This is a genomic window from Rhizobium sp. BR 317, from assembly GCF_047445835.1.
Taxonomy (GTDB): Bacteria; Pseudomonadota; Alphaproteobacteria; order Rhizobiales; family Rhizobiaceae; genus Rhizobium; species Rhizobium paranaense.
In genome coordinates this window covers 130,001-150,108 of sequence record NZ_JARWLB010000013.1, presented here as the reverse complement: position 1 = coordinate 150,108, position 20,108 = coordinate 130,001, and the positions used below count along the sequence as shown (strand labels likewise).

Here is a 20,108-nt window from a genome sequence, read left to right as displayed (position 1 = left end):
GGTTAACTGCAATTAAGTCTTCGATATCAATTGCTTAGTTCTTTTCAGGCTTTGCCCCGCGACTCAACGCATATCTAATTTACATGTGGATATTAAGGGATCGTTTATGACCTTCTGGCATTGAATGATCTCAATCAAGCGGTTGGGTGTGCGTTAGAGAAGGCTTGACATTATGGACGACGATTTCTGGAAAGCTGTTCAGGAAAAAGAACAGTCATATTCCTCGTCGCGCAAGACGGGCGCGTTGAATATCGCCTTGCTGTTTGGAACGGCGGCGGTCGCGCTTTCGCTTATCCTGACGCCAATGCTTTCCGACAAATCCAAGTCCAGCGTGCTCGCCAGCGCGCCCGATTTCGACAATATTACGACCGGCTCTATCCCGCAGACTGAAAACGGCAAGCGTTACACGATCCGCCGTAGCGTGCTGCAGCAGGAGCCCGGTTCGGTCTGCATCGTTCAAGGCTATGGCGCCGACAGCGGCTGCTGACTGTTATATTGGTAAAGCCTATCGGGTCCATGAAGGCGCCGGATACGCTCGTTTTCAGATGTTGGGGGTTTGAAGCGTATGCGTTCCGTACGGCGTTTTTTTCGTGACGAGACCGGTGCCACGGTCGTCGAATATGGCCTGATCGTCGCGCTGATGTCGGTGGCGATCATCAGTGGCGTCGGCGCCTTCGGCACCAGCCTGTCGGCGATGTTCAATTACATCTCCAACACGGTCGCTAATTCGCCGGCTAATTGACGGGTTCGCCCAGGTCAGCGAACCGGGTCCGATCCATTCACTGTTTCAGCTTGTGCTCTTCGACTTTCAGCGCATCGGCAAGCCGTGCCTTGGCTGAGCCGGGTTGCAGCGGCTTCTGCTGGCTTTCATGCGGCGTCCAGCCGGACGCGTAGATGATCGAGAAAGTCGCCCTTATTCTCCCATCGGGATCGGAATAGCGCTCGGCATAGAGTTCGGCTGCGCGCAGGAAGAAAGCGCGCGTCAGCGGCTTGCGGCTGCGGTCGGCCAGCGGATTGGTCATGCCCATGGCACGCAGGTCCCGCATCAGCGCAAAGAGATTGTCGTAGCGCACCGTATATGTCTCGGCGTCGATCACCGGCAAAGTGAAGCCCGCACGCTGCAGCAAGCCGCCGACATCGCGAACATCGGCAAAAGGAATGACGCGTGGGCTGGCGCCACCGGTCAGCTCGATCTCCGTCGCGAGCAGCACGTCGCGCAGTTCCTGCAGTGTACCGGAGCCGGGGATCGCAGCCAGAAACAGGCCATCGGCCTTCAGCGCGCGGCGGATCTGGATGAAGACACCCGGCGTATCGTTGGTAAGGTGCAGGCTGAGCGGCGACAGCACCAGGTTGACGGATTCCGCTTCCAGCGGCAGCTCTTCCAACGGAGCTTTGATCAGATCCTCGCCGCTCACGGCAAAGCCGGTCTCGCTTTCGATACGCTTGATATGGCCGATCTTGCCGGTCGCGAAGGCCTCACGAGCGGCAATCCCGGTTGCGCCGTGCAGTTCGACCGCCTCGTCAAAATGTCGCTCGATGACGGCAAGCCGTTCGGCCAGTTCGCGGGCGGCGATCTCCAGCAGGAAAGCCGCCCTGTGGTCTCCCTGGGCAAGCGCACGGTGCCTGCGGGCGGCGAGCAGCGATTGGTCGAAGACGATTTCCATGACGGTTTCCTGCGATCACTATTTCATTGATGGGGCCGAGCGGCCACGCGCGTTTTCCTTCGCAAAGGCGCCGGGAAAAAGCTAGTGTCAACCATATGGGGATGATGGGACGCGAAATCACGGTATCGATGCTGCGGGCCGGCTTGATAAAGCCGTGGTCGGCGCTGGCCGATCTCATCTATCCGCCGGCTTGCGCCGGCTGCGGCACGTCGACGGGGGCGCATCGCAGCCTTTGCCCCGCCTGCTGGTCCGGCATCCGCTTCATCGAGCGGCCCTATTGTGAGGTGCTGGGCAGTCCGTTTTTCCACGATCTCGGCACGGGGATTTTGAGCGCCGAGGCGATCGCCGATCCGCCTGTGTTCGATCGGCTGCGCTCGGCTGCCATTCACGACGGGGTGGTGCGCGATCTCGTGCTGGGATTGAAGTATCGCGACCGCACCGATCTGGCGCCAATGATGGCCGGCTGGATGCTGCGCGCCAGTGACGGCACCGTTGCCGCCTGCGATGCCATCATTCCGGTGCCGCTGCATCGGGCGCGGCTGTTCTCGCGCAAATACAATCAGGCGGCGGAACTTGCTTGCCACCTGGCGCGGCTTTCGGACAAACCGCTGCTGGCAGCGACATTGTTGCGCGTCAAGCGGACGACGCAGCAGGTCGGCCTCGGGGCGAGGGCGCGTCAGGACAATGTGCGGGGCGCTTTCGCCATTCCCGAAGGCCGGGCCGGCGATGTCTTTGGCCGCCGCATCGTGCTGGTAGATGATGTCTATACGACCGGCGCGACCGTTGCAGCGGCGACGAAAATGCTGAAAAAAGCCGGCGCGGCTGACGTAACGGTTTTAACCTTTGCAAGGGCTGTCGGCGATCTTATATGACAGTAAACCTGTCTTTTTCGGAGTGGATCATGGCATCCGTCGTTATTTATACGCGTGAATTCTGTGGCTATTGCGCCCGGGCAAAAGCGCTGCTCGACTCCAAGGGCGTCGATTATGTCGAACACAACGCCACTTATTCGCCCGAGCTGCGCCAGGAGATGATTTCGAAGGCGAAGGGTCGTTCGACCTTCCCGCAGATTTTCATCAATGGCGAGCATGTCGGCGGATGTGATGATATTCATGCGCTCGACCGGGCCGGCAAGCTCGATACGCTGCTTGCCGCCTGAACCGGACAAAACGGGGAGAGAACAATGACCTTCAAGGCTGCCGCCATTCAGATGTGCTCCGGTGTCGATCCGGTGAAGAACGCTGCCGATATGGCGCGGCTGGTTCGCGAGGCGGCGGCTAAAGGCGCCGTTTACGTGCAGACGCCGGAAATKACCGGGGCGGTGCAGAAGGATCGGCCGGGTCTGCGCGCGGTGCTGCGCGACGAAGCCAATGATATCATCGTCAAGACGGCCGCTGAGCTGGCTCAGGAACTCGGCATTCACCTGCATGTCGGCTCGACCGCGATCGCGCTCGACGACGGCAAGATCGCCAATCGTGGCTTCCTCTTCGGCCCTGATGGTAGGCTGCTCAGCCGCTACGACAAGATCCACATGTTCGACGTCGATCTCGATAATGGCGAGAGCTGGCGCGAAAGCGCGGTCTATCGTCCCGGCTCCGAGGCGCGCATCGTGTCGCTGCCCTTTGCCGAGCTCGGCTTCTCCATTTGCTACGACGTGCGCTTTCCGCAGCTCTTCCGCGCCCAGGCTGTCGCCGGTGCTCAGGTGATGACGGTGCCTGCCGCCTTCACCAGGCAGACGGGCGAGGCGCATTGGGAAATCCTGCTTCGGGCGCGCGCCATCGAAAACGGCATGTTCGTCATCGCCGCCGCTCAGGCAGGTACGCATGAGGATGGCCGCGAGACCTTCGGCCATTCGATGATCATCGATCCCTGGGGCAAGGTGCTGGCATCGGCCGGCGGCACGGGCGAGGCGGTCGTTATCGCCGAGATCGACGTCGCGGCTGTCAAAGCTGCTCACGACAAGATCCCCAATCTGAAGAATGCGCGCGAGTTTTCGCTGGAAAAGATCGCGACGCCGGCGGCTGGAGGCGTCGCTGCTTGATCCGCTATTCGCTGAGATGTGACAGTGCCCATGAGTTCGAGGGCTGGTTTTCGGAAAGCGCCGATTTCGACCGGCAGGTCGCAAGCGGTTTCCTGACCTGCCCCGTCTGCAATTCGGGTGTGATCTCCAAACTCCTGATGGCGCCGTCGGTTTCCACCGGGCGCAAGAAGGAGGAGTTGCAGACGCTTGCCATGGATACTGCGCGCAAGGAGGCCTTGAACAAGCTCAAGGAGGCCGTCGACGCCATCAAGGCCAATGCCGAGGACGTCGGCACGAAATTCCCCGAAGAGGCCCGCAAGATCCACTATGGCGAGGCGGACGCCAGGGGCATCATCGGCAAGGCGACGCCGGATGAGGCGCAGGCGCTGGTCGAAGAGGGTATCGAGATCGCCGCTATCCCGGTATTGCCGGACGACATCAACTGATGCCCAGCGGCAAGCATCTCGCCATGTATAATTTCGGGCTGCATGTTGCGCCCTATAGCAGCCCCGCAGTCGAAGGATTTCGCCTGCGGGAAGCGGCAAATTTCGAGGCAGCCGCCCGCGCCCATGGCTTCATCGGCCGCTCCGGTTACGATGGAGACCCGGGACCGGCATGTTGGGGTAAGCAGGTTTTCCCGCGCTTCATCGAAGGCAGCGGCTTTGCGACAGCGCCGTCTTCCCTGTCTCTTTGGACCGATATCGAATCACTGATGGCTTTCAGCTATGACGGCGTTCACGCCGATGCACTGAAGCACGCGCGGCACTGGAACGTGAAACAACGTTGGCCGGCGCTGGTTCTGTGGTGGGTGGATGCCGATGTCATTCCGGAATGGAAAGACGGTGCCGAGCGTCTGGAGCGGCTTCACGACGAAGGGCCGAGCGCGGCGGCGTTTTCATTCAAGCAGCCCTATGCTGCCACTGGCCATCCGGCGACGATCGATCGTAGCAGGGTGAAGGAAATTGCAGCAAAAAATGCGATGGGCCAGAGCGATTTGCTGGCGCATGTCCTGGCGCTGAAAGCTTAGCGGACACCCCCGGTCACCGGCGAAGAAGATTTCACCCCGCCCGCTTTGCCAGCAGCATGTAGTTCACGTCCATGTCCTTCGACAGGTTCCATCGGTCCTGCAGCGGCGAATAGAAGACGCCGGTGCGGGCGATGATGTCGAGGCCGTTTGCGCCGAGCGGCTTCTCTATCTCTTCCGGGCGGACAAGCTTCTCATATTGATGCGTGCCGCGCGGCAGCCAGCGCAGGACGTTTTCGGCGGCGAAGATGGCCAATGCCGCTGCTTTCATCGTCCGATTGATGGTGGCGACGAACATCAGGCCGCCGGGGCGCACCATCTTGGCGCAGGTCGAAAGGAAAAATTCGACGTCGGCAACGTGCTCCACCACTTCCATGTTCAGCACGATATCGAATGTCTCGCCGGCCTCAGCCAGTTGCTCGGCTGTGACGGCGCGGTAGTCGACGGGAACGCCGGAGGCTTTCGCATGGGTCGAGGCAATGCCGATGTTCTTTTCGGAAGGGTCGGCGCCGACGACCGAGGCCCCCATGCGCGCCACCGGCTCCGACAGCAATCCGCCGCCACAGCCGATATCGAGTACGCGCAGGCCCTCCAGTGGCCGTGCGCTCTTCGGATCGCGGCCGAAATTCTCGCAGGCATGGTCGCGGATATAGGCGAGCCGCACCGGATTGAACTTATGCAGCGGCTTGAACTTGCCGGTCGGGCTCCACCATTCCGCCGCCATCGCTGAAAAGCGGTCCACTTCGCTCTGGTCGATCGTGCTTTTCGCCGCTTCGGTCATGGTCTTGCTCCTTGGTCTACGCCGCGTCACCCGCCTGCCAATTGAGCAGGTGACGCCCTGGTAGATGTGAAGTCGGACGATCGGAAGCCGATGTCAAGGGTCCGGCTGCCTCAACGGCTATGGGCCGCTATGCTCAGCGCGCCGGAACGAGCATCCGGCGCAGCGTTCCGTCTTTCAAGAGGAACTGATGGTAGAGGGCGCCGGCGGCATGCAGGCCGATGAGGATGATGAATGCGGGCTTGCCCAGGCCGTGAATATCGCCAAAGGGATCGGAGAAATAATAGGCCAGCAGGCCGGTCAGGGGAACGAGCAGCAGAAGCGCGTAGAACAGCCAATGTGCCGCGGCGGCAAGTTTTACCAGCAGCGCGGAAGCGCCGGCGGGCTTGGGTGTTCCGAACGCGACGCGCAAGGCAAGGCGCAAAAGGACGAGCAACAGGACTGCGACACCCACCCAATAATGCGCCGTGCCCAAAGACATATCCGCCGGCGAAACGGTGTTTCCCCTTACCTGCGCGTCGACCACCGTAGTCATGCTCTCCCCGAACAGGAGCTGAAACAGGACCAGCGCTGCAATGATCCAATGCAATGAGATCTGGGTGGTGGAATAGCCAAGGGCGCGATTTGAAGTCATGAGGGTTGCTCTCTGAAGTTGACGTGCGCGGACTATCCTTTCCGTATCTGACATGGGCCTGAAGCAGGCTTTGCCCGCTTCAATTTTCATGAGGCTCGGTGTTTCCGACGCTTCACGCTGTTCAAGACATCGGCCAGCAACGCGAGGACAAGTGCCACCGCACCGCAAAGGAAGATGATGCCGTAGTTTTCGCCGGTGTGGATGAAGAGATAGGAATAGCCATAGCCGCCAAGCGCCTGGAAAAGAGCGAAAGCCGTCGTTGCCCGGCTCCAGGCGGCGCGTTGGGCGACGTGGCTATGCGGCAGGATTTCCTGGATGCGGCCGAGCACCAGCGGCACGATGCCTGGCGTGAAGATGCCAAGCAGCACCGTGGCAAAGCCGACCAGCCAGGGATTGCCGGATGTGGCCAGCGTGGCGGCGCCGACAGCCTGTAGCAGCAGAGCGCCGCGATAGGCTGGGGCAAAGCCGATGCGGTCTGCGGCATAGCCAGTTAGTACCGGGCCGGTGATGGCAGCAACGCCATAGAGCACCCAGCAGGCCGCTCCGATGTCGGCACCACGGCCGAGACCACGGGCGACGTAGTCGACCAACAGCACCATGACGGGCACGAGGCCGAGGGCATTGGCGGCATATTGGCCATAGAGGATACGCAGCGACCATTCGGCCTTTGCTGTGGGATGGTGGGCCGCGGCGTGCGCCGCCGGTGCCGGCGGATTGGTCGCAGGCCAGCCGAACCAACTGACGGCGGTCAGGATGAGTGACAGGACCCCTAAGCCGATCCAGGTTTCGCGAAGACCGATGCGCAGCAGTGCGGGCACCAGGGTTCCCGAGGCGGCGATGCCGAGACCGAGGCCGAGGAAAATCATGCCGCTGACGAAGCCGCGTCGGGGGACCGGGATGTGCGGCAGGATGGTGGTCGCGACGAGCACCATGATGGCGCCGCCGGCAAGACCGGAGAGGAAGCGCCAGACAAAAAACCAGGTGACGGAGACCGGAAAGGCGCAGGCGAAGAAGGCCGCGGTCGCGGCGACCATCAGCAGCCGCAGCGCCAGACGATTGCCGAGACCGGCAGCCAGGGGCCGGCCGAGCAAGGCACCGGCGAGGTATCCGGCAAAATTGGCCGCACCCAGCGTCACCGTATCGCCGGCCGAAAACCAATGTGCGCTGATGAGCGGCGGGATCAGCGGCGTATAGGCGAAGCGGGCGAGACCGATCGCAACGAGGCTCCCGCAGAGGCCGGCGATGGTGGCATACCAGGCGGCAGCGGTGAGAGGCGCAGGTTCCGTGACGGAGGGAGAGACGTTCGAACGGCGTAAGGGGGCAGACATGGCACAAAGCTTTTCTGTTCGGAGCGAGCTTGCCGCGTCCGGTTCGGTGTTTCGTGAAGAGAGGGTTCTATGGCGGAGGCTTATCCGTCCGGCCTGCTTTCGGGCAGCGGCCAGGGCAAGGTCAGCATGGCCATTGCCGGCCGCAGGATACCATTCAGCAATTCGCGCTCTGGCCGGACACGGACAAGCGCGCGCAAACCGAACTGCACCGAGAGCAGCAATTTGGCGAGGTCCTCCGGCGGCAGGTCTACGGGAATTTCACCGCTTGCCTGAGCGGCGACGACCGACCGAAGAAAAAAGGCTTCGATCTCGGCCGTCTCGTCGGCGACGACACGCCGCATTTCCAGATCGTCGGAACGTGCCTCCAGGGTGGTGTTGACCAGCATGCAGCCGCGATGCTCGGTATCGGCCAGGGAACGCTCGACGACTTCCTGGAAGTAGCCGACAATGCGAAGCCCCGGCGAGTAAATTGCCTCCATCCGTGTGATGCGGGCATGGAGGTTCCGATCGAGATAATGCTTCAGCGCCTTCAGATAGAGGCCGCGCTTGTCTCCGAAAGCATTGTAGAGGCTTGCATGCGTCAGCCCCATGCGGTCGGTCAGATCGCGGGTCGAGGTTGCTTCGTAACCCTTCGACCAGAATATCTCGCCCGCCGCCTCTAGAACGCTGTCCTCATCGAATTGCCGGGGTCTTGCCATCGGGAAATTCTCGCAACCTGTTCAAAGGCGATTTATTATGGAGCGTCTGCTCTAAAACGGGATATAGAGCATACGCTCTAAAATGGCAAGTCGATCGGCTATACTGCGCTGTTAACGAAGGCGCGTTCCTCAACAATCCAGTCGTGCTTAAAAGTGGGCTATTGAAGTGGAGGCGCGAAAGCCGACTGAGCCGCGCTATTGCACCCGCCCGCCAAACTCGTTAAGAGACGCCCCCATTGAGATCAGGCTTTTCCGGCTAATGGACTGGAAGGGCGATTTTGCATGCCGGGCTCGTAGCGTATCGGCCGCCCGGCGCTGGTACTGGTAGAGGCACATGGCACGTATCGTGATGAAATTCGGCGGGACATCCGTCGCGGATCTGGACCGTATCAAGAATGTCGCCCGCCATGTGAAACGTGAGGTCGACGCGGGCCATGAAGTGGCAGTCGTCGTCTCCGCCATGTCTGGCAAGACCAACGAGCTGGTTGGCTGGGTGCAGAACACGCCTAAGGTCGCCGGCGCCGATCACTCGATTTACGATGCCCGCGAATATGATGCCGTCGTCGCTTCCGGCGAGCAGGTGACCTCCGGGTTGCTGGCGATCGCACTGCAGGCGATGGGCATCAACGCCCGCTCCTGGCAGGGCTGGCAGATTCCGATCAGGACCGACAACGCTCACGGCGCGGCGCGCATTCTCGAAATCGACGGCGGCGAAATGGTCCGCCGCATGCAAGAGGGCCAAGTGGCCGTCGTCGCCGGCTTCCAGGGTCTTGGCCCCGACAACCGCGTCTCGACGCTCGGCCGCGGTGGTTMCGATACCTCGGCAGTGGCGATCGCCGCGGCCGTGAAGGCTGATCGCTGCGATATCTATACCGACGTCGACGGCGTCTACACGACCGATCCGCGCATCGAACCGAAGGCGCGGCGTCTGAAGAAGATCGCCTTCGAAGAAATGCTGGAAATGGCCTCGCTTGGCGCAAAGGTGCTGCAGGTGCGCTCGGTCGAGCTGGCCATGGTCTTTAAGGTTCGCACCTTCGTGCGCTCCTCTTTCGAGGATCCCGATGCTCCGGGCATGGGCGATCTGTTGAACCCGCCCGGAACGCTGATTTGTGACGAGGAAGAAATCGTGGAACAGGAAGTAGTCACCGGCATTGCCTATGCCAAGGATGAAGCCCAGATCTCGCTGCGCCGTCTCGCCGACCGGCCGGGCGTCTCCGCTGCGATCTTCGGGCCGTTGGCCGAAAGCCACATCAACGTCGACATGATCGTCCAGAACATCTCCGAGGACGGTTCCAAGACCGATATGACCTTCACGGTTCCTTCGGGCGATGTCGAAAAGGCGCTGCGCGTTCTTGGCGAAAACAAGGACAAGATCGGCTACGACGTCATCCAAAACGAATCAGGTCTCGTCAAAGTCTCCGTCATCGGCATCGGCATGCGTTCGCATGCTGGCGTTGCAGCGACCGCTTTCCGTGCACTTGCCGAAAAAGGCATCAACATCAAGGCTATTACGACGTCGGAAATCAAGATTTCCATCCTGATCGACGGTCCTTATGCAGAACTGGCAGTCAGGACTTTGCATTCCTGCTACGGTCTGGATAAGAGTTGATTCAGGACTGCTGACGACGGACCGCGACGGAGGTGAGTTTCGGCCGGCCCTGACGTGGGCAAGTCAGGCATGACATCTTGATTTCGGGAGCTAGAGACGCAATGAGAGACCTTTCCGGCGGTCCACGCGTTCTGCTCAAGCGGCTGCGCGAACTCATGGCGGAGCCGCTGGAGCCGCAAGAGCGTCTTGACCGGATCGTCCGCCAGATCGCCAGCAACATGGTCGCGGAAGTTTGCTCGGTCTACGTGTTGCGCGCCGATGGTGTGCTCGAGCTTTACGCCACCGAAGGTCTGAAAAAAGAAGCCGTCCACCTGTCGCAATTGAAGATGGGCCAGGGCCTGGTCGGCACGATCGCCGCTTCCGCCCAGCCGCTCAATCTCTCCGACGCGCAATCGCATCCCGCCTTCCGCTACCTGCCGGAAACCGGTGAAGAGGTCTACCACTCCTTCCTCGGCGTGCCGATCCTGCGCACGGGCCGCTCGCTCGGCGTTCTCGTTGTACAGAACAAGGCGAGCCGCAACTATCGCGAAGAGGAGCTGGAAGCGCTCGAAACGACGGCGATGGTACTGGCCGAGATGATCGCCACCGGCGAGCTGAAAAAGATCACCAAGCCGGGCCTCGAACTCGATCTTACCCGCTCGGTCACCATTGATGGCGACACCTACAATGAAGGCATCGGCCTCGGCTATGTCGTGCTGCATGAGCCGCGCATCGTCGTTACCAATCTTCTGAACGAGGATACCGAAAAGGAAATCCGCCGCCTGGCGGACGCGCTCGGTTCCCTGCGCATCTCGATCGACGACATGCTGTCGCGCCGTGACGTTTCAATGGAAGGCGAGCACCGCGAGGTCCTGGAGACCTACCGCATGTTCGCCCACGACCAGGGCTGGGTACGCAAGCTGGAGGAGGCTGTCCGCAACGGCCTGACCGCGGAAGCCGCGGTCGAGAAGGTGCAGAGCGACACCAAGGCGCGGATGATGCGCCTGACCGATCCTTATCTGCGCGAGCGTATGCATGACTTCGAGGATCTGGCGAACCGGCTGCTCAGGCAGTTGATCGGCTATTCCGGCCGCACCGTGGCCGAGGGTTTCCCGAACGATGCGATCATCTTTGCGCGCGCCATGGGTGCTGCCGAGCTGCTCKACTATCCCCGCGCCAATATTCGTGGTCTGGTGCTGGAAGAGGGCGCGGTCACCAGCCATGTCGTCATCGTCGCCCGCGCCATGGGCATTCCGGTCGTCGGCCAGGCGGCGGGGGTGGTGGCGCTCGCCGAAAATGGCGATCCTGTGATCATCGATGGCGATGGCGGCCATGTCCACCTGCGGCCGATGGCCGATCATCAGCGCTCCTACGAGGAAAAGGTGCGCTTTCGCGCCCGCCGGCAGGAACAGTTCCGGGCGCTGCGTGCGGTCGAACCGGTCACCAAGGACGGGCAGCGCATTTCGCTCATGATGAATGCCGGTCTGCTGGTCGATCTCCCGCAGCTTGCCGAATCCGGCGCGGAAGGCATCGGCCTGTTCCGCACGGAACTGCAGTTCATGATCGCCTCGACCATGCCGAAGGCGGAGGAGCAGGAAGCCTTCTACCGCAATGTCATGAAGCAGGCCGGTGGTCACGTCGTCACCTTCAGGACGCTCGATATCGGCGGCGACAAGGTCGTGCCCTATTTCCGCGCCCATGAGGAAGAAAATCCGGCGCTCGGTTGGCGCGCCATTCGCCTGTCGCTCGATCGGCCCGGCCTGCTGCGCACACAGTTGCGCGCCATGCTGAAGGCGGCGGCAGATGGCGAATTGAAGATGATGGTGCCGATGGTCACGGAAGTCTCCGAGATTGAAGCGGTGCGCGAACTCGTGCAGAAGGAAGTGCAGCATCTGTCGCGCTTCGGCCATAGCCTGCCGCGCAAGTTCCAGTTCGGCGCGATGCTGGAGGTGCCGGCGCTGTTGTGGCAGTTGGACGAGCTGATGGCGGCGGTCGACTTCGTATCGGTCGGCTCCAACGATCTCTTCCAGTTTTCGATGGCGGTCGATCGCGGTAATGCACGCGTCTCCGACCGTTTCGATCCGCTCGGACGCCCGTTCCTGCGCATTCTGCGCGACATCGTGCGCGCCGGCGAGCGCAACAAGACGCCGGTAACGCTTTGCGGCGAACTCGCCGGCAAGACGATTTCGGCCATGGCGCTGCTGGGTGTCGGTTTCCGCTCGGTGTCGATGTCGCCGGCATCCATCGGTCCGGTCAAGGCGATGCTGCTGGGTCTCGATCTCCAGGCATTGACCGCGGTCATGGAAGAAGCGCTGAACGACACGCATCCGAAGACCTCGATGCGCGAGATCCTTGTCCGCTTCGCCGAGAGCCACAATATTCCATTGTAGACCAGAACGAATAAGAAGAATCGGAGTGTGGGGTGGCGAATCTTCCCATTGAAAAAATGCGCGAATTGGAGCGCCGTTTCGGTGAGATCGAAGCGCGCATGTCGGCTGGTCCGTCGGCGGACGTCTATGTGAAGCTTGCTTCCGAATATTCCGAATTGCAGCCGGTCGTCACCAAGATCCGCGACTATGAGAAGGCGATCGCCGAGGCTTCCGATCTCGAAACCATGCTGACCGACAAGTCGGTCGACCGCGAGATGCGCGATCTCGCCGAGATGGAGTTGCCGGAGGTCAAGGAGCGGATCGAGACACTGGAGAAAGACATCCAGATCCTGCTGCTGCCAAAGGATGCCGCCGACGAGAAGAGTGCKATCCTGGAAATACGCGCCGGCACCGGCGGTTCCGAAGCAGCACTTTTCGCGGGCGATCTTTTCCGGATGTATGAGCGCTTCTCGGCCAATAACGGCTGGAAGGTCGAAATTCTCTCTGCCAGCGACGGTGAAGCAGGCGGCTACAAGGAAATCATCGCGACCATTAGCGGCAAGGGCGTGTTCTCGCGGCTGAAATTCGAATCCGGCGTGCATCGCGTGCAGCGCGTGCCGGAAACCGAGGCGGGCGGGCGTATCCACACCTCGGCGGCGACCGTGGCCGTGCTGCCGGAAGCCGAGGAAATCGACATCGAAATCCGCCCCGAGGATATCCGCATCGATACCATGCGCTCCTCCGGTGCCGGTGGTCAGCACGTCAACACGACGGACTCGGCGGTACGCATCACCCATCTTCCCTCGGGGATCGTGGTGACGAGTTCGGAAAAATCGCAGCATCAAAACCGCGCCAAGGCAATGCAGGTGCTGCGGTCGCGCCTCTTCGACATGGAGCGTCAGCGCGCCGACAGCGAACGGTCCGCTGATCGCAAGAGCCAGGTTGGTTCCGGCGACCGCTCCGAGCGTATTCGCACCTATAATTTCCCGCAGGGCCGGATTACCGATCATCGCATCAACCTGACGCTCTATAAGCTCGACCGGATGATGGAAGGCGAGATTGACGAGGTGGTCGATGCGCTTTTGGCGGATTACCAGGCGAGCCAGCTCGCCCAGCTCGGCGAACAGGCATGAGCAGCGGGCAGGGACCGACCGTCGCGGAGCTTTTCCAGGAGATACGTGCCCGCTTCATCGAGGCGGATCTCGATGATCCGGCCACCGAGGCGCGCATCCTCGTCGGCGGTCTTCTCGATCTTTCATCGACGGAACTCGTTACCTGCGGCTCCGATAGGGTGGCACAGGAGCGCGTCGAAACGGCCCGTGCGGCGGTGGCGCGACGGCTCAATCACGAGCCGGTGCATCGTATCCTGGGCGAACGGGAATTTTATGGCCTGCCGTTGAAGCTCTCGCCGGCGACGCTGGAGCCGCGGCCGGATACGGAAATCTTGGTCGATACGGTACTTCCGCATGCGCGACGTCTTGTATTAGAGCATGGGAATATCCATATACTCGACATCGGAACGGGAACCGGGGCCATCTGCCTCGCTTTGCTCCACGAATGTCCGCAGGCGACAGGTATTGGTTCCGATATTTCCAGCGAAGCTTTGGAAACGGCGCGGGCGAATGCAGCGCGCAATGGCTTGGCGGCACGGTTTGATACTGTGCAAGGAAGCTGGTTTGAAGCCATCCACGGTCGATTTCATGTGATTGTCTCAAATCCGCCCTATATTGAGTCCAGTGTCATTTCCACTCTCGCTCCAGAAGTAAAGAATTTCGATCCTCCGGCAGCTCTCGACGGTGGCGTTGATGGGCTGGATGCATATAGAGCGATCGCAAGAGATGCGGCGCGGTTTCTATACCGAGATGGTATCGTCGGAGTGGAAATCGGCCATAATCAGCGCAAAACAGTGACTTCGGTTTTTGAAGGAGCAGGATTTTTTCTCATTGATGCAGTTCGGGACTACGGTCACAATGACCGAGTTCTCGTGTTTAAACATCATGATTGACGCGACAATTTGCTGCAGGTTCATGGGACCTTGTTGTTATCGCAAAGAAAAGGCTTGGATTTCCTGAGGAAGCAATATAGGTTGCGCTCACGCGTTGGGCGGCTGGGAATAGGCGAGACGATTCGCCTGTCTTGGACAGCCTCGGGGAACCACTCTCTGATAAGAGTGACAAAGGTTGAAGATAACCCAATGCGTGATCAGTTAATCTGACGTAGTCGAGCGGCAGACGGGCGCTTAAGGCGCAGTTTGCTTGCGGCACGCAGGCCCTGGCTTGGAAGGTTCCGGCCACGGCGGCAGGTGCCGTGCATAATTTCATCCCAACTAAGAGAATTCAGGTGAAGGATCTATGAGGCCAGGACAGCAGAACAAGCGCGGTCGGGGGCGTGGTAACAACAACGGCGGCGGCGGCGGAAATAACAATAATAATAATTTCAACCGCAAGGGCTCGAACCCACTGACCAGGACTTATGACAGCTCTGGTCCGGACGTGAAAATTCGCGGAACCGCGCAGCATATCGCCGAGAAGTATTCGGCTCTCGCTCGCGACGCGCAAAGCTCCGGCGACCGCGTCATGGCGGAAAACTATCTCCAACACGCTGAACACTATAACAGGATCATTGCCAGCGCTCAGGCGCAGATGCAGGAACGCTATCAGCGCGACGAGCATCATAACTACAATGATCGCGACAATGCCGACCGCGACATCGATGATATCGATACGAACGAGATGGACGACCAGCCGCAGATGGCTCCGCCTCCGGCACGTCAGCAGCCTGCTCCCGCCGTTGCCGCAGCCCCCGCTCCCGAGCCGGAAGTTATCGATGGCACTGGCCCGCAGCCGGTGATCGAGGGTATCCCGGCCGAGGTGGCGATCGAAGAAGAGACGCCCGCCGCTGCGACCGAGCGCCAGCCGCGTCGCCGCAACGCCGGCAATCGTCCCCGCCGCCAGCCGCGCCGCAACGCCGATGGCGAAGGCAAGGGCGAAGCTGCTGCGACCGAAGCTCCGGCTTTGGCCGACGCCGCATCGGAATAAGAACGGCTTCGAGTGAACAGGTGGTCCCAGCAATCGCGGAGCACCGATTCCAATTCTGCAAAACCCCGGTGTGAAGCCGGGGTTTTTCATTTCCGTTGCCCTTTAAACTTTTCAAAACTCCTCCCATATTCTTCGCAGTTGCTTCGCCGCAAATCTCAATAAGTGGCGGGCGGGGTCTGCCTTTTCAGGGGGCTCAATCTCAGTCATCGGTCTGCGCCAATAAGGGCAGGGCGATCCATGGAGGTCCGATATGAATATTGAAAAATACTCCGAGCGGGTGCGTGGCTTTTTGCAATCCGCGCAGACCAATGCGCTGGCGCAGGGTCACCAGCAATTCACTCCCGAACATGTGCTGAAGGTGCTTCTGGACGACGATCAGGGCATGGCCGCGTCGTTGATCGAGCGCGCCGGCGGCGACGCCAAGGCCGCACGTCTTGCCAACGATGCCGCGCTGGCCAAATTGCCGAAAGTGTCCGGTGGCGACGGCCAGGTCTATCTTGCACAGCCGCTTGCCAAGGTGTTTACCGCGGCTGAAGACGCCGCCAAAAAGGCCGGAGACAGTTTCGTTACCGTCGAACGCCTGTTGCAGGCCCTGGCGATGGAGCCCTCGGCTTCGACGTCAACCACTCTGAAGAATGCAGGCGTTACGCCGGTAGGGCTCAATCAGGTCATCAACGACATTCGCAAGGGCCGCACCGCTGATTCCGCCAATGCGGAACAGGGCTTCGATTCCTTGAAGAAATATGCCCGCGACCTTACCGCCGAGGCTCGTGAGGGCAAGCTCGATCCGGTGATTGGTCGCGACGACGAAATCCGACGCACCATCCAGGTCCTGTCCCGGCGCACGAAGAACAATCCGGTTCTGATCGGCGAACCCGGCGTCGGCAAGACGGCAATCGTCGAAGGTTTGGCGTTGCGCATCGTCAATGGCGACGTGCCGGAATCGCTGAAGGACAAGAAGCTGATGGCGCTCGACATGGGTGCCCTGATTGCCGGCGCGAAATTCCGCGGCGAGTTCGAGGAGCGGCTGAAGGCCGTGCTCAACGAAGTGCAGTCGGAAAACGGCGAGATCATCCTCTTCATCGACGAGATGCATACCTTGGTCGGCGCCGGCAAGGCCGATGGCGCCATGGATGCCTCGAACCTCTTGAAGCCAGCGCTTGCCCGCGGTGAGCTGCATTGCGTCGGCGCGACCACGCTTGATGAATACCGCAAGCACGTCGAGAAGGATCCGGCGCTTGCCCGTCGTTTCCAGCCGGTCATGGTTGAGGAGCCGACGGTCGAGGACACGATCTCGATCCTGCGCGGCTTGAAGGAAAAATACGAGCAGCATCACAAGGTCCGCATCGCCGATGCGGCCCTGGTGGCCGCCGCGACCTTATCGAACCGCTACATCACCGACCGCTTCCTGCCGGACAAGGCCATCGACCTCATGGACGAAGCCGCCGCGCGCCTGCGCATGCAGGTGGATTCGAAGCCGGAAGAGCTCGATGAACTCGATCGCCGCATCATCCAGCTCAAGATCGAGCGCGAGGCGCTGAAGAAGGAGACCGACCAGTCCTCGGCCGACCGGCTGAAGCGGTTGGAGACCGACCTTACCGCACTGGAAGAGGAAGCCGATGCGCTGACCGCGCGTTGGCAGGCCGAGAAGCAGAAGCTGGGCCTCGCCGCCGATCTGAAGAAAAAGCTCGACGAGGCCCGTAACGAGCTGGCGATCGCCCAGCGCAAGGGTGAATTCCAACGTGCCGGCGAGCTTGCTTATGGGGTGATCCCCAATCTGGAGAAGGATCTCCAGGCTGCCGAAGAGCAGGATGGCGGTCGCGATTCCATGGTGCAGGAAGTCGTCACTGCCGACAACATCGCCCATGTCGTCTCCCGCTGGACCGGGATTCCCGTCGACAAGATGCTGGAAGGCGAGCGCGACAAGCTGCTCCGGATGGAAGACGAACTGGCGAAGTGGGTCGTCGGCCAGGGTGATGCCGTCCAGGCGGTATCGCGCGCCGTTCGCCGTTCGCGCGCCGGTCTGCAAGATCCGAACCGGCCGATCGGTTCGTTCATCTTCCTCGGCCCGACCGGCGTCGGCAAGACCGAACTGACCAAGGCGCTTGCCCGCTTCCTCTTCGACGACGAGACGGCGATGGTGCGCATGGATATGTCCGAGTACATGGAGAAGCACTCCGTTGCCCGGCTGATCGGTGCCCCTCCCGGCTATGTCGGCTACGAGGAAGGCGGCGCGCTGACCGAATCCGTCCGCCGCCGGCCCTATCAGGTCGTGCTGTTCGACGAGATCGAGAAGGCCCATCCCGATGTCTTCAACGTCCTGCTCCAGGTTCTGGACGACGGGCGCTTGACGGACGGTCAGGGCCGCACGGTCGATTTCCGCAATACCATGATCATCATGACCTCGAACCTCGGCGCCGAATACCTGACCCAATTGAAGGAAGGGGATGACAGCGATCTAGTGCGCGAGCAGGTGATGGATGTGGTGCGGGCGCATTTCCGGCCGGAGTTCCTGAACCGCGTCGACGAGATCATCCTGTTCCATCGTCTGAAGCGCGAAGAAATGGGGACGATCGTCAACATCCAACTGCAGCGGCTTTTGACCTTGTTGTCCGAACGCAAGATCACGCTCGAACTCGACGACGACGCCCGCACCTGGCTCGCCAACAAGGGTTACGATCCGGTCTATGGCGCAAGGCCGCTGAAGCGGGTCATTCAGAAATATGTCCAGGACCCGCTCGCCGAGCAGATCCTCTCCGGTCAGGTGCCGGATGGATCGGCGGTCAAGGTCACCAGCGGGACGGACAGGCTGCTGTTCCGCCCGCGCCAGCCGGTCAGCGCAGCGGCATAAGTGGCTGCATCAACCATGAAATGGCGGCTTTCGGGCCGCCATTTCGTTTTTCCGACCTGTTCGTAATCGTCGTCTTGCCGCGGCAATCCGCTTCTGTGATGTTGCCGTGGACTTTGGAGGATGTTCGGAGACGGGATCATGCTTGTTATCTTCGGCGGTTTGCCGGGCAGCGGAAAAACCACGATCGCGCTCTTGCTGGCGGAGCGGCTGCAAGCTGTGCATGTTCGGGTGGATACGATCGAGCAGGCATTGAGAGATTCGGGCATGTTGAAGGCCGAAGTCGGCCCTGCCGGCTATATCGCGGCCTATGGGGTCGCCGAAGACAATCTCCGTCTGGGAAGAACGGTGATCGCGGATTCGGTCAATCCCATCCAAGTAACGCGGGATGCCTGGCTGCAGGTCGCAAAACGGGCCGGTAGGCGCGCCATCGAAGTGGAAGTCGTCTGTTCCGACAAGGCCGAGCATCGCCGGCGCGCCGAAACCCGCGCGACCGATGTCGAAGGCCTCGTAAAACCGTCATGGGATGAGATCGTCAACCGAACCTATGACGATTGGAGCGGACGACAGATCGTCGTCGATACCGCCTACAAACGTGCGGATGATGCCGCTACCGAGCTGGTCGCCCTACTGAGGCGCGATCTCGCGTAGAGCGGTTCAGCGTTTCACGGAAGCGCTTTCCCGCTCTATCCCTCTGTCTTTACGCATTCCGGACGGAAAACCGCTTCGCACTTTTCCTGGAAGTGCTCTGGAAAATCCCGACAGGGATGTCAATCCTTGCTCGCAACCTGTTTGGACTTGTCGTCGCTCAGGAGCGTGTCGATACGCTTGCGCTCGTCCTGGAATTTGGCGAGCGTGTCGCCGTCCAAGGACTTGCCGCCGGGCAGGCGGACACGCAAGGGATCAACCTTGGTGCCGTTGACGATCAGCTCGTAATGCAGGTGCGGCCCGGTTGCGAGACCGGTCGAGCCGATGAAGCCGATGACCTGGCCCTGTACCACCTTCGCGCCTGGTACGATGCCCTTGGCTATGGCGCTTTGATGGTTGTAGGAGGAGACGTAGCCGTTGGCGTGGCGGATCAATGTCTGGTTGCCGAAGCCGCCGGAATCCCAGCCAGCCTTTTCGACGATGCCGTTGCCGGCAGCGATGATCGGTGTGCCGCGTGGTGCAGCCCAATCGGCGCCGGTATGCATGCGCGCAAATCCGAGGATGGGGTGGCGGCGCATGCCGAAGCCGGATTTGAAGATGCCGGTCGGGACAGGATTGCGCAGCAGGAATTGGCGGATGCTCTTGCCGTTTTCGTCGAAGTAATCGATCGAGTGATCGTCCGGATCTTCGAAACGATAGAAACGGGTGACGGTGTCGCCGAATTTGGCGTTGACGTAGAGCAGTTCGGAATCGGCTGTCGCCTGGCCGTTTTCGTCGGTGACGGAGAAGAAGGCCTCCAGTGAATCCGTCGGCTTTAGCTGCGCCTGGAAATCGACGTTGCTGGCGAGCAGTTTGACGATCTGCGCCACCATCTCCCTGGTCATGCCATAGGAAAGGGCAGCACGATATATGCCGTCATAGACGCTCGGCAGGTCTCGGCCGGCCGTGGCCACGGGCGCGTCGTTGTCAAAGGCGGTGGCGATGGCGTCAAGCATCGGAGGCTCGCTACCGGCAACGAAATCGCCATGATCGTTCTCGGCGACGGTCAAGACATGCTTGGTGCCGCGATAGATGCTCGCACGGATGATCTTTGCCTGCTCGCCCTTTTGTAGGATGCCGATGCGCAGCACGTCGCCGGCGGAAAGATCGGACGAGCCGAACAGTGGCTCGATCTTGGCCGCGATGTCGCTGGCATCCGTTTTGAGGTAGCCGGCATTGGTGAGCGCCGTCTCAATGGGCGTATCTTCGCGCACCGGAATGATGTCGTCGGCAAATTCCTGTGTCTGCGGCGTGACCGCTTCGGGAGCGGATACCGACATGTTCTCTTCGACGATGCGGGCGGCAAGCCCGGCTGTCAGATCKACATCAGCGTCATCCGTCGCAAACCGGCGCGGATCGACATAGTAGAGCGCGGAAAGCTGCGTGTTGCCGTCAATCAGCACGGAACCGTTGGAACGAACATTCGCTTCGA

The 20,108-nt window shown here is 60.9% G+C and carries 20 protein-coding genes (1 of these 20 cut by a window edge); 14 read left to right on the top strand and 6 right to left on the bottom strand.

Annotated features, from left to right (window positions below; translation table 11 throughout):
- The first annotated feature begins 172 nt into the window (after positions 1-172).
- Both QD357_RS20735 and QD357_RS20730 read left to right on the top strand, forming a co-directional pair.
- Complete coding sequence (locus tag QD357_RS20735) at positions 173-487, top strand: hypothetical protein (RefSeq protein ID WP_028754944.1); 315 nt, start codon at positions 173-175, stop codon at positions 485-487.
- Positions 488-565: 78 nt separating this feature from the next.
- Positions 566-742, top strand: coding sequence for a Flp family type IVb pilin (locus QD357_RS20730; protein ID WP_107109412.1), 177 nt, complete (start codon positions 566-568; stop codon positions 740-742).
- 37 nt (positions 743-779) lie between these two features.
- Here the strand turns inward: QD357_RS20730 and QD357_RS20725 are convergent, their stop codons facing one another.
- On the bottom strand, positions 780-1,664 hold the full coding sequence (locus tag QD357_RS20725; protein ID WP_107109411.1) for a methyltransferase domain-containing protein: 885 nt from the start codon (positions 1,662-1,664) through the stop codon (positions 780-782).
- Between the two features lie 95 nt (positions 1,665-1,759).
- Between QD357_RS20725 and QD357_RS20720 the strand changes: the two genes are divergently transcribed.
- Genes QD357_RS20720 through QD357_RS20700 form a run of 5 tightly spaced genes read left to right on the top strand, consistent with a single transcriptional unit; the run spans position 1,760 to position 4,711 of the window.
- On the top strand, positions 1,760-2,536 hold the full coding sequence (locus QD357_RS20720) for a ComF family protein (RefSeq protein ID WP_107109410.1): 777 nt from the start codon (positions 1,760-1,762) through the stop codon (positions 2,534-2,536).
- A 29-nt stretch (positions 2,537-2,565) separates the two neighbouring features.
- Positions 2,566-2,823, top strand: coding sequence for a glutaredoxin 3 (grxC, locus tag QD357_RS20715; RefSeq protein WP_107109409.1), 258 nt, complete (start codon positions 2,566-2,568; stop codon positions 2,821-2,823).
- Positions 2,824-2,847: 24 nt separating this feature from the next.
- Entirely contained in the window at positions 2,848-3,705 is an 858-nt protein-coding gene (locus tag QD357_RS20710; RefSeq protein ID WP_414124909.1) for a carbon-nitrogen hydrolase family protein, read from the top strand.
- On the top strand, positions 3,702-4,130 hold the full coding sequence (locus QD357_RS20705) for a DUF1178 family protein (RefSeq protein WP_107109407.1): 429 nt from the start codon (positions 3,702-3,704) through the stop codon (positions 4,128-4,130). Before QD357_RS20710 ends, QD357_RS20705 begins: the two co-directional genes overlap by 4 nt.
- Positions 4,130-4,711, top strand: a complete 582-nt coding sequence (locus tag QD357_RS20700; protein ID WP_107109406.1) for a DUF3291 domain-containing protein — start codon at positions 4,130-4,132, stop codon at positions 4,709-4,711. The genes QD357_RS20705 and QD357_RS20700 overlap by 1 nt, the downstream gene beginning before the upstream one ends.
- A 31-nt stretch (positions 4,712-4,742) precedes the next feature.
- Here the strand turns inward: QD357_RS20700 and ubiG are convergent, their stop codons facing one another.
- The 4 genes from ubiG to QD357_RS20680 form a co-directional block, all read right to left on the bottom strand.
- The gene (gene ubiG / locus QD357_RS20695; protein WP_107109405.1) at positions 4,743-5,489 is read right to left on the bottom strand and encodes a bifunctional 2-polyprenyl-6-hydroxyphenol methylase/3-demethylubiquinol 3-O-methyltransferase UbiG; all 747 of its coding nucleotides are present in this window, start codon (positions 5,487-5,489) and stop codon (positions 4,743-4,745) included.
- Between the two features lie 133 nt (positions 5,490-5,622).
- Positions 5,623-6,120 carry a cytochrome b gene (locus QD357_RS20690; RefSeq protein WP_107109404.1) on the bottom strand — a complete coding sequence of 166 codons (498 nt, stop codon included), beginning with the start codon at positions 6,118-6,120 and terminating at the stop codon, positions 5,623-5,625.
- An 86-nt stretch (positions 6,121-6,206) separates the two neighbouring features.
- Complete coding sequence (locus QD357_RS20685) at positions 6,207-7,448, bottom strand: YbfB/YjiJ family MFS transporter (protein WP_107109403.1); 1,242 nt, start codon at positions 7,446-7,448, stop codon at positions 6,207-6,209.
- Between the two features lie 80 nt (positions 7,449-7,528).
- Positions 7,529-8,146, bottom strand: a complete 618-nt coding sequence (locus QD357_RS20680) for a TetR/AcrR family transcriptional regulator (protein WP_107109402.1) — start codon at positions 8,144-8,146, stop codon at positions 7,529-7,531.
- A 334-nt stretch (positions 8,147-8,480) separates the two neighbouring features.
- Between QD357_RS20680 and QD357_RS20675 the strand changes: the two genes are divergently transcribed.
- The 7 genes from QD357_RS20675 (at position 8,481) to QD357_RS20645 (ending at position 18,640) form a co-directional block, all read left to right on the top strand.
- On the top strand, positions 8,481-9,755 hold the full coding sequence (locus QD357_RS20675) for an aspartate kinase (protein ID WP_414124908.1): 1,275 nt from the start codon (positions 8,481-8,483) through the stop codon (positions 9,753-9,755).
- 101 nt (positions 9,756-9,856) lie between these two features.
- On the top strand, positions 9,857-12,124 hold the full coding sequence (ptsP, locus tag QD357_RS20670) for a phosphoenolpyruvate--protein phosphotransferase (protein WP_414124907.1): 2,268 nt from the start codon (positions 9,857-9,859) through the stop codon (positions 12,122-12,124).
- A gap of 32 nt (positions 12,125-12,156) precedes the next feature.
- Positions 12,157-13,236: a peptide chain release factor 1 gene (gene prfA, locus QD357_RS20665; protein WP_107109400.1), complete on the top strand. Its 1,080-nt coding sequence runs from the start codon at positions 12,157-12,159 to the stop codon at positions 13,234-13,236.
- Positions 13,233-14,108: a peptide chain release factor N(5)-glutamine methyltransferase gene (prmC, locus tag QD357_RS20660; protein ID WP_107109399.1), complete on the top strand. Its 876-nt coding sequence runs from the start codon at positions 13,233-13,235 to the stop codon at positions 14,106-14,108. Before prfA ends, prmC begins: the two co-directional genes overlap by 4 nt.
- Positions 14,109-14,454: 346 nt before the next feature.
- The gene (locus tag QD357_RS20655; protein WP_107109398.1) at positions 14,455-15,141 is read left to right on the top strand and encodes a DUF4167 domain-containing protein; all 687 of its coding nucleotides are present in this window, start codon (positions 14,455-14,457) and stop codon (positions 15,139-15,141) included.
- Positions 15,142-15,391: 250 nt separating this feature from the next.
- Entirely contained in the window at positions 15,392-17,992 is a 2,601-nt protein-coding gene (clpB, locus tag QD357_RS20650; RefSeq protein ID WP_107109397.1) for an ATP-dependent chaperone ClpB, read from the top strand.
- 138 nt (positions 17,993-18,130) lie between these two features.
- Positions 18,131-18,640 (top strand): AAA family ATPase, encoded by a 510-nt coding sequence (locus tag QD357_RS20645; protein ID WP_107109396.1) that lies wholly within the window; start codon positions 18,131-18,133, stop codon positions 18,638-18,640.
- 119 nt (positions 18,641-18,759) lie between these two features.
- On the opposite strand, the gene QD357_RS20640 is transcribed toward QD357_RS20645, so the two are convergent.
- Positions 18,760-20,108 carry the 3' portion of a M23 family metallopeptidase gene (locus tag QD357_RS20640; RefSeq protein WP_107109395.1) on the bottom strand. The gene runs 598 nt beyond the window's last position, so only the last 1,349 of its 1,947 coding nucleotides appear in the window; its start codon lies beyond the right edge, outside the window; the stop codon is at positions 18,760-18,762.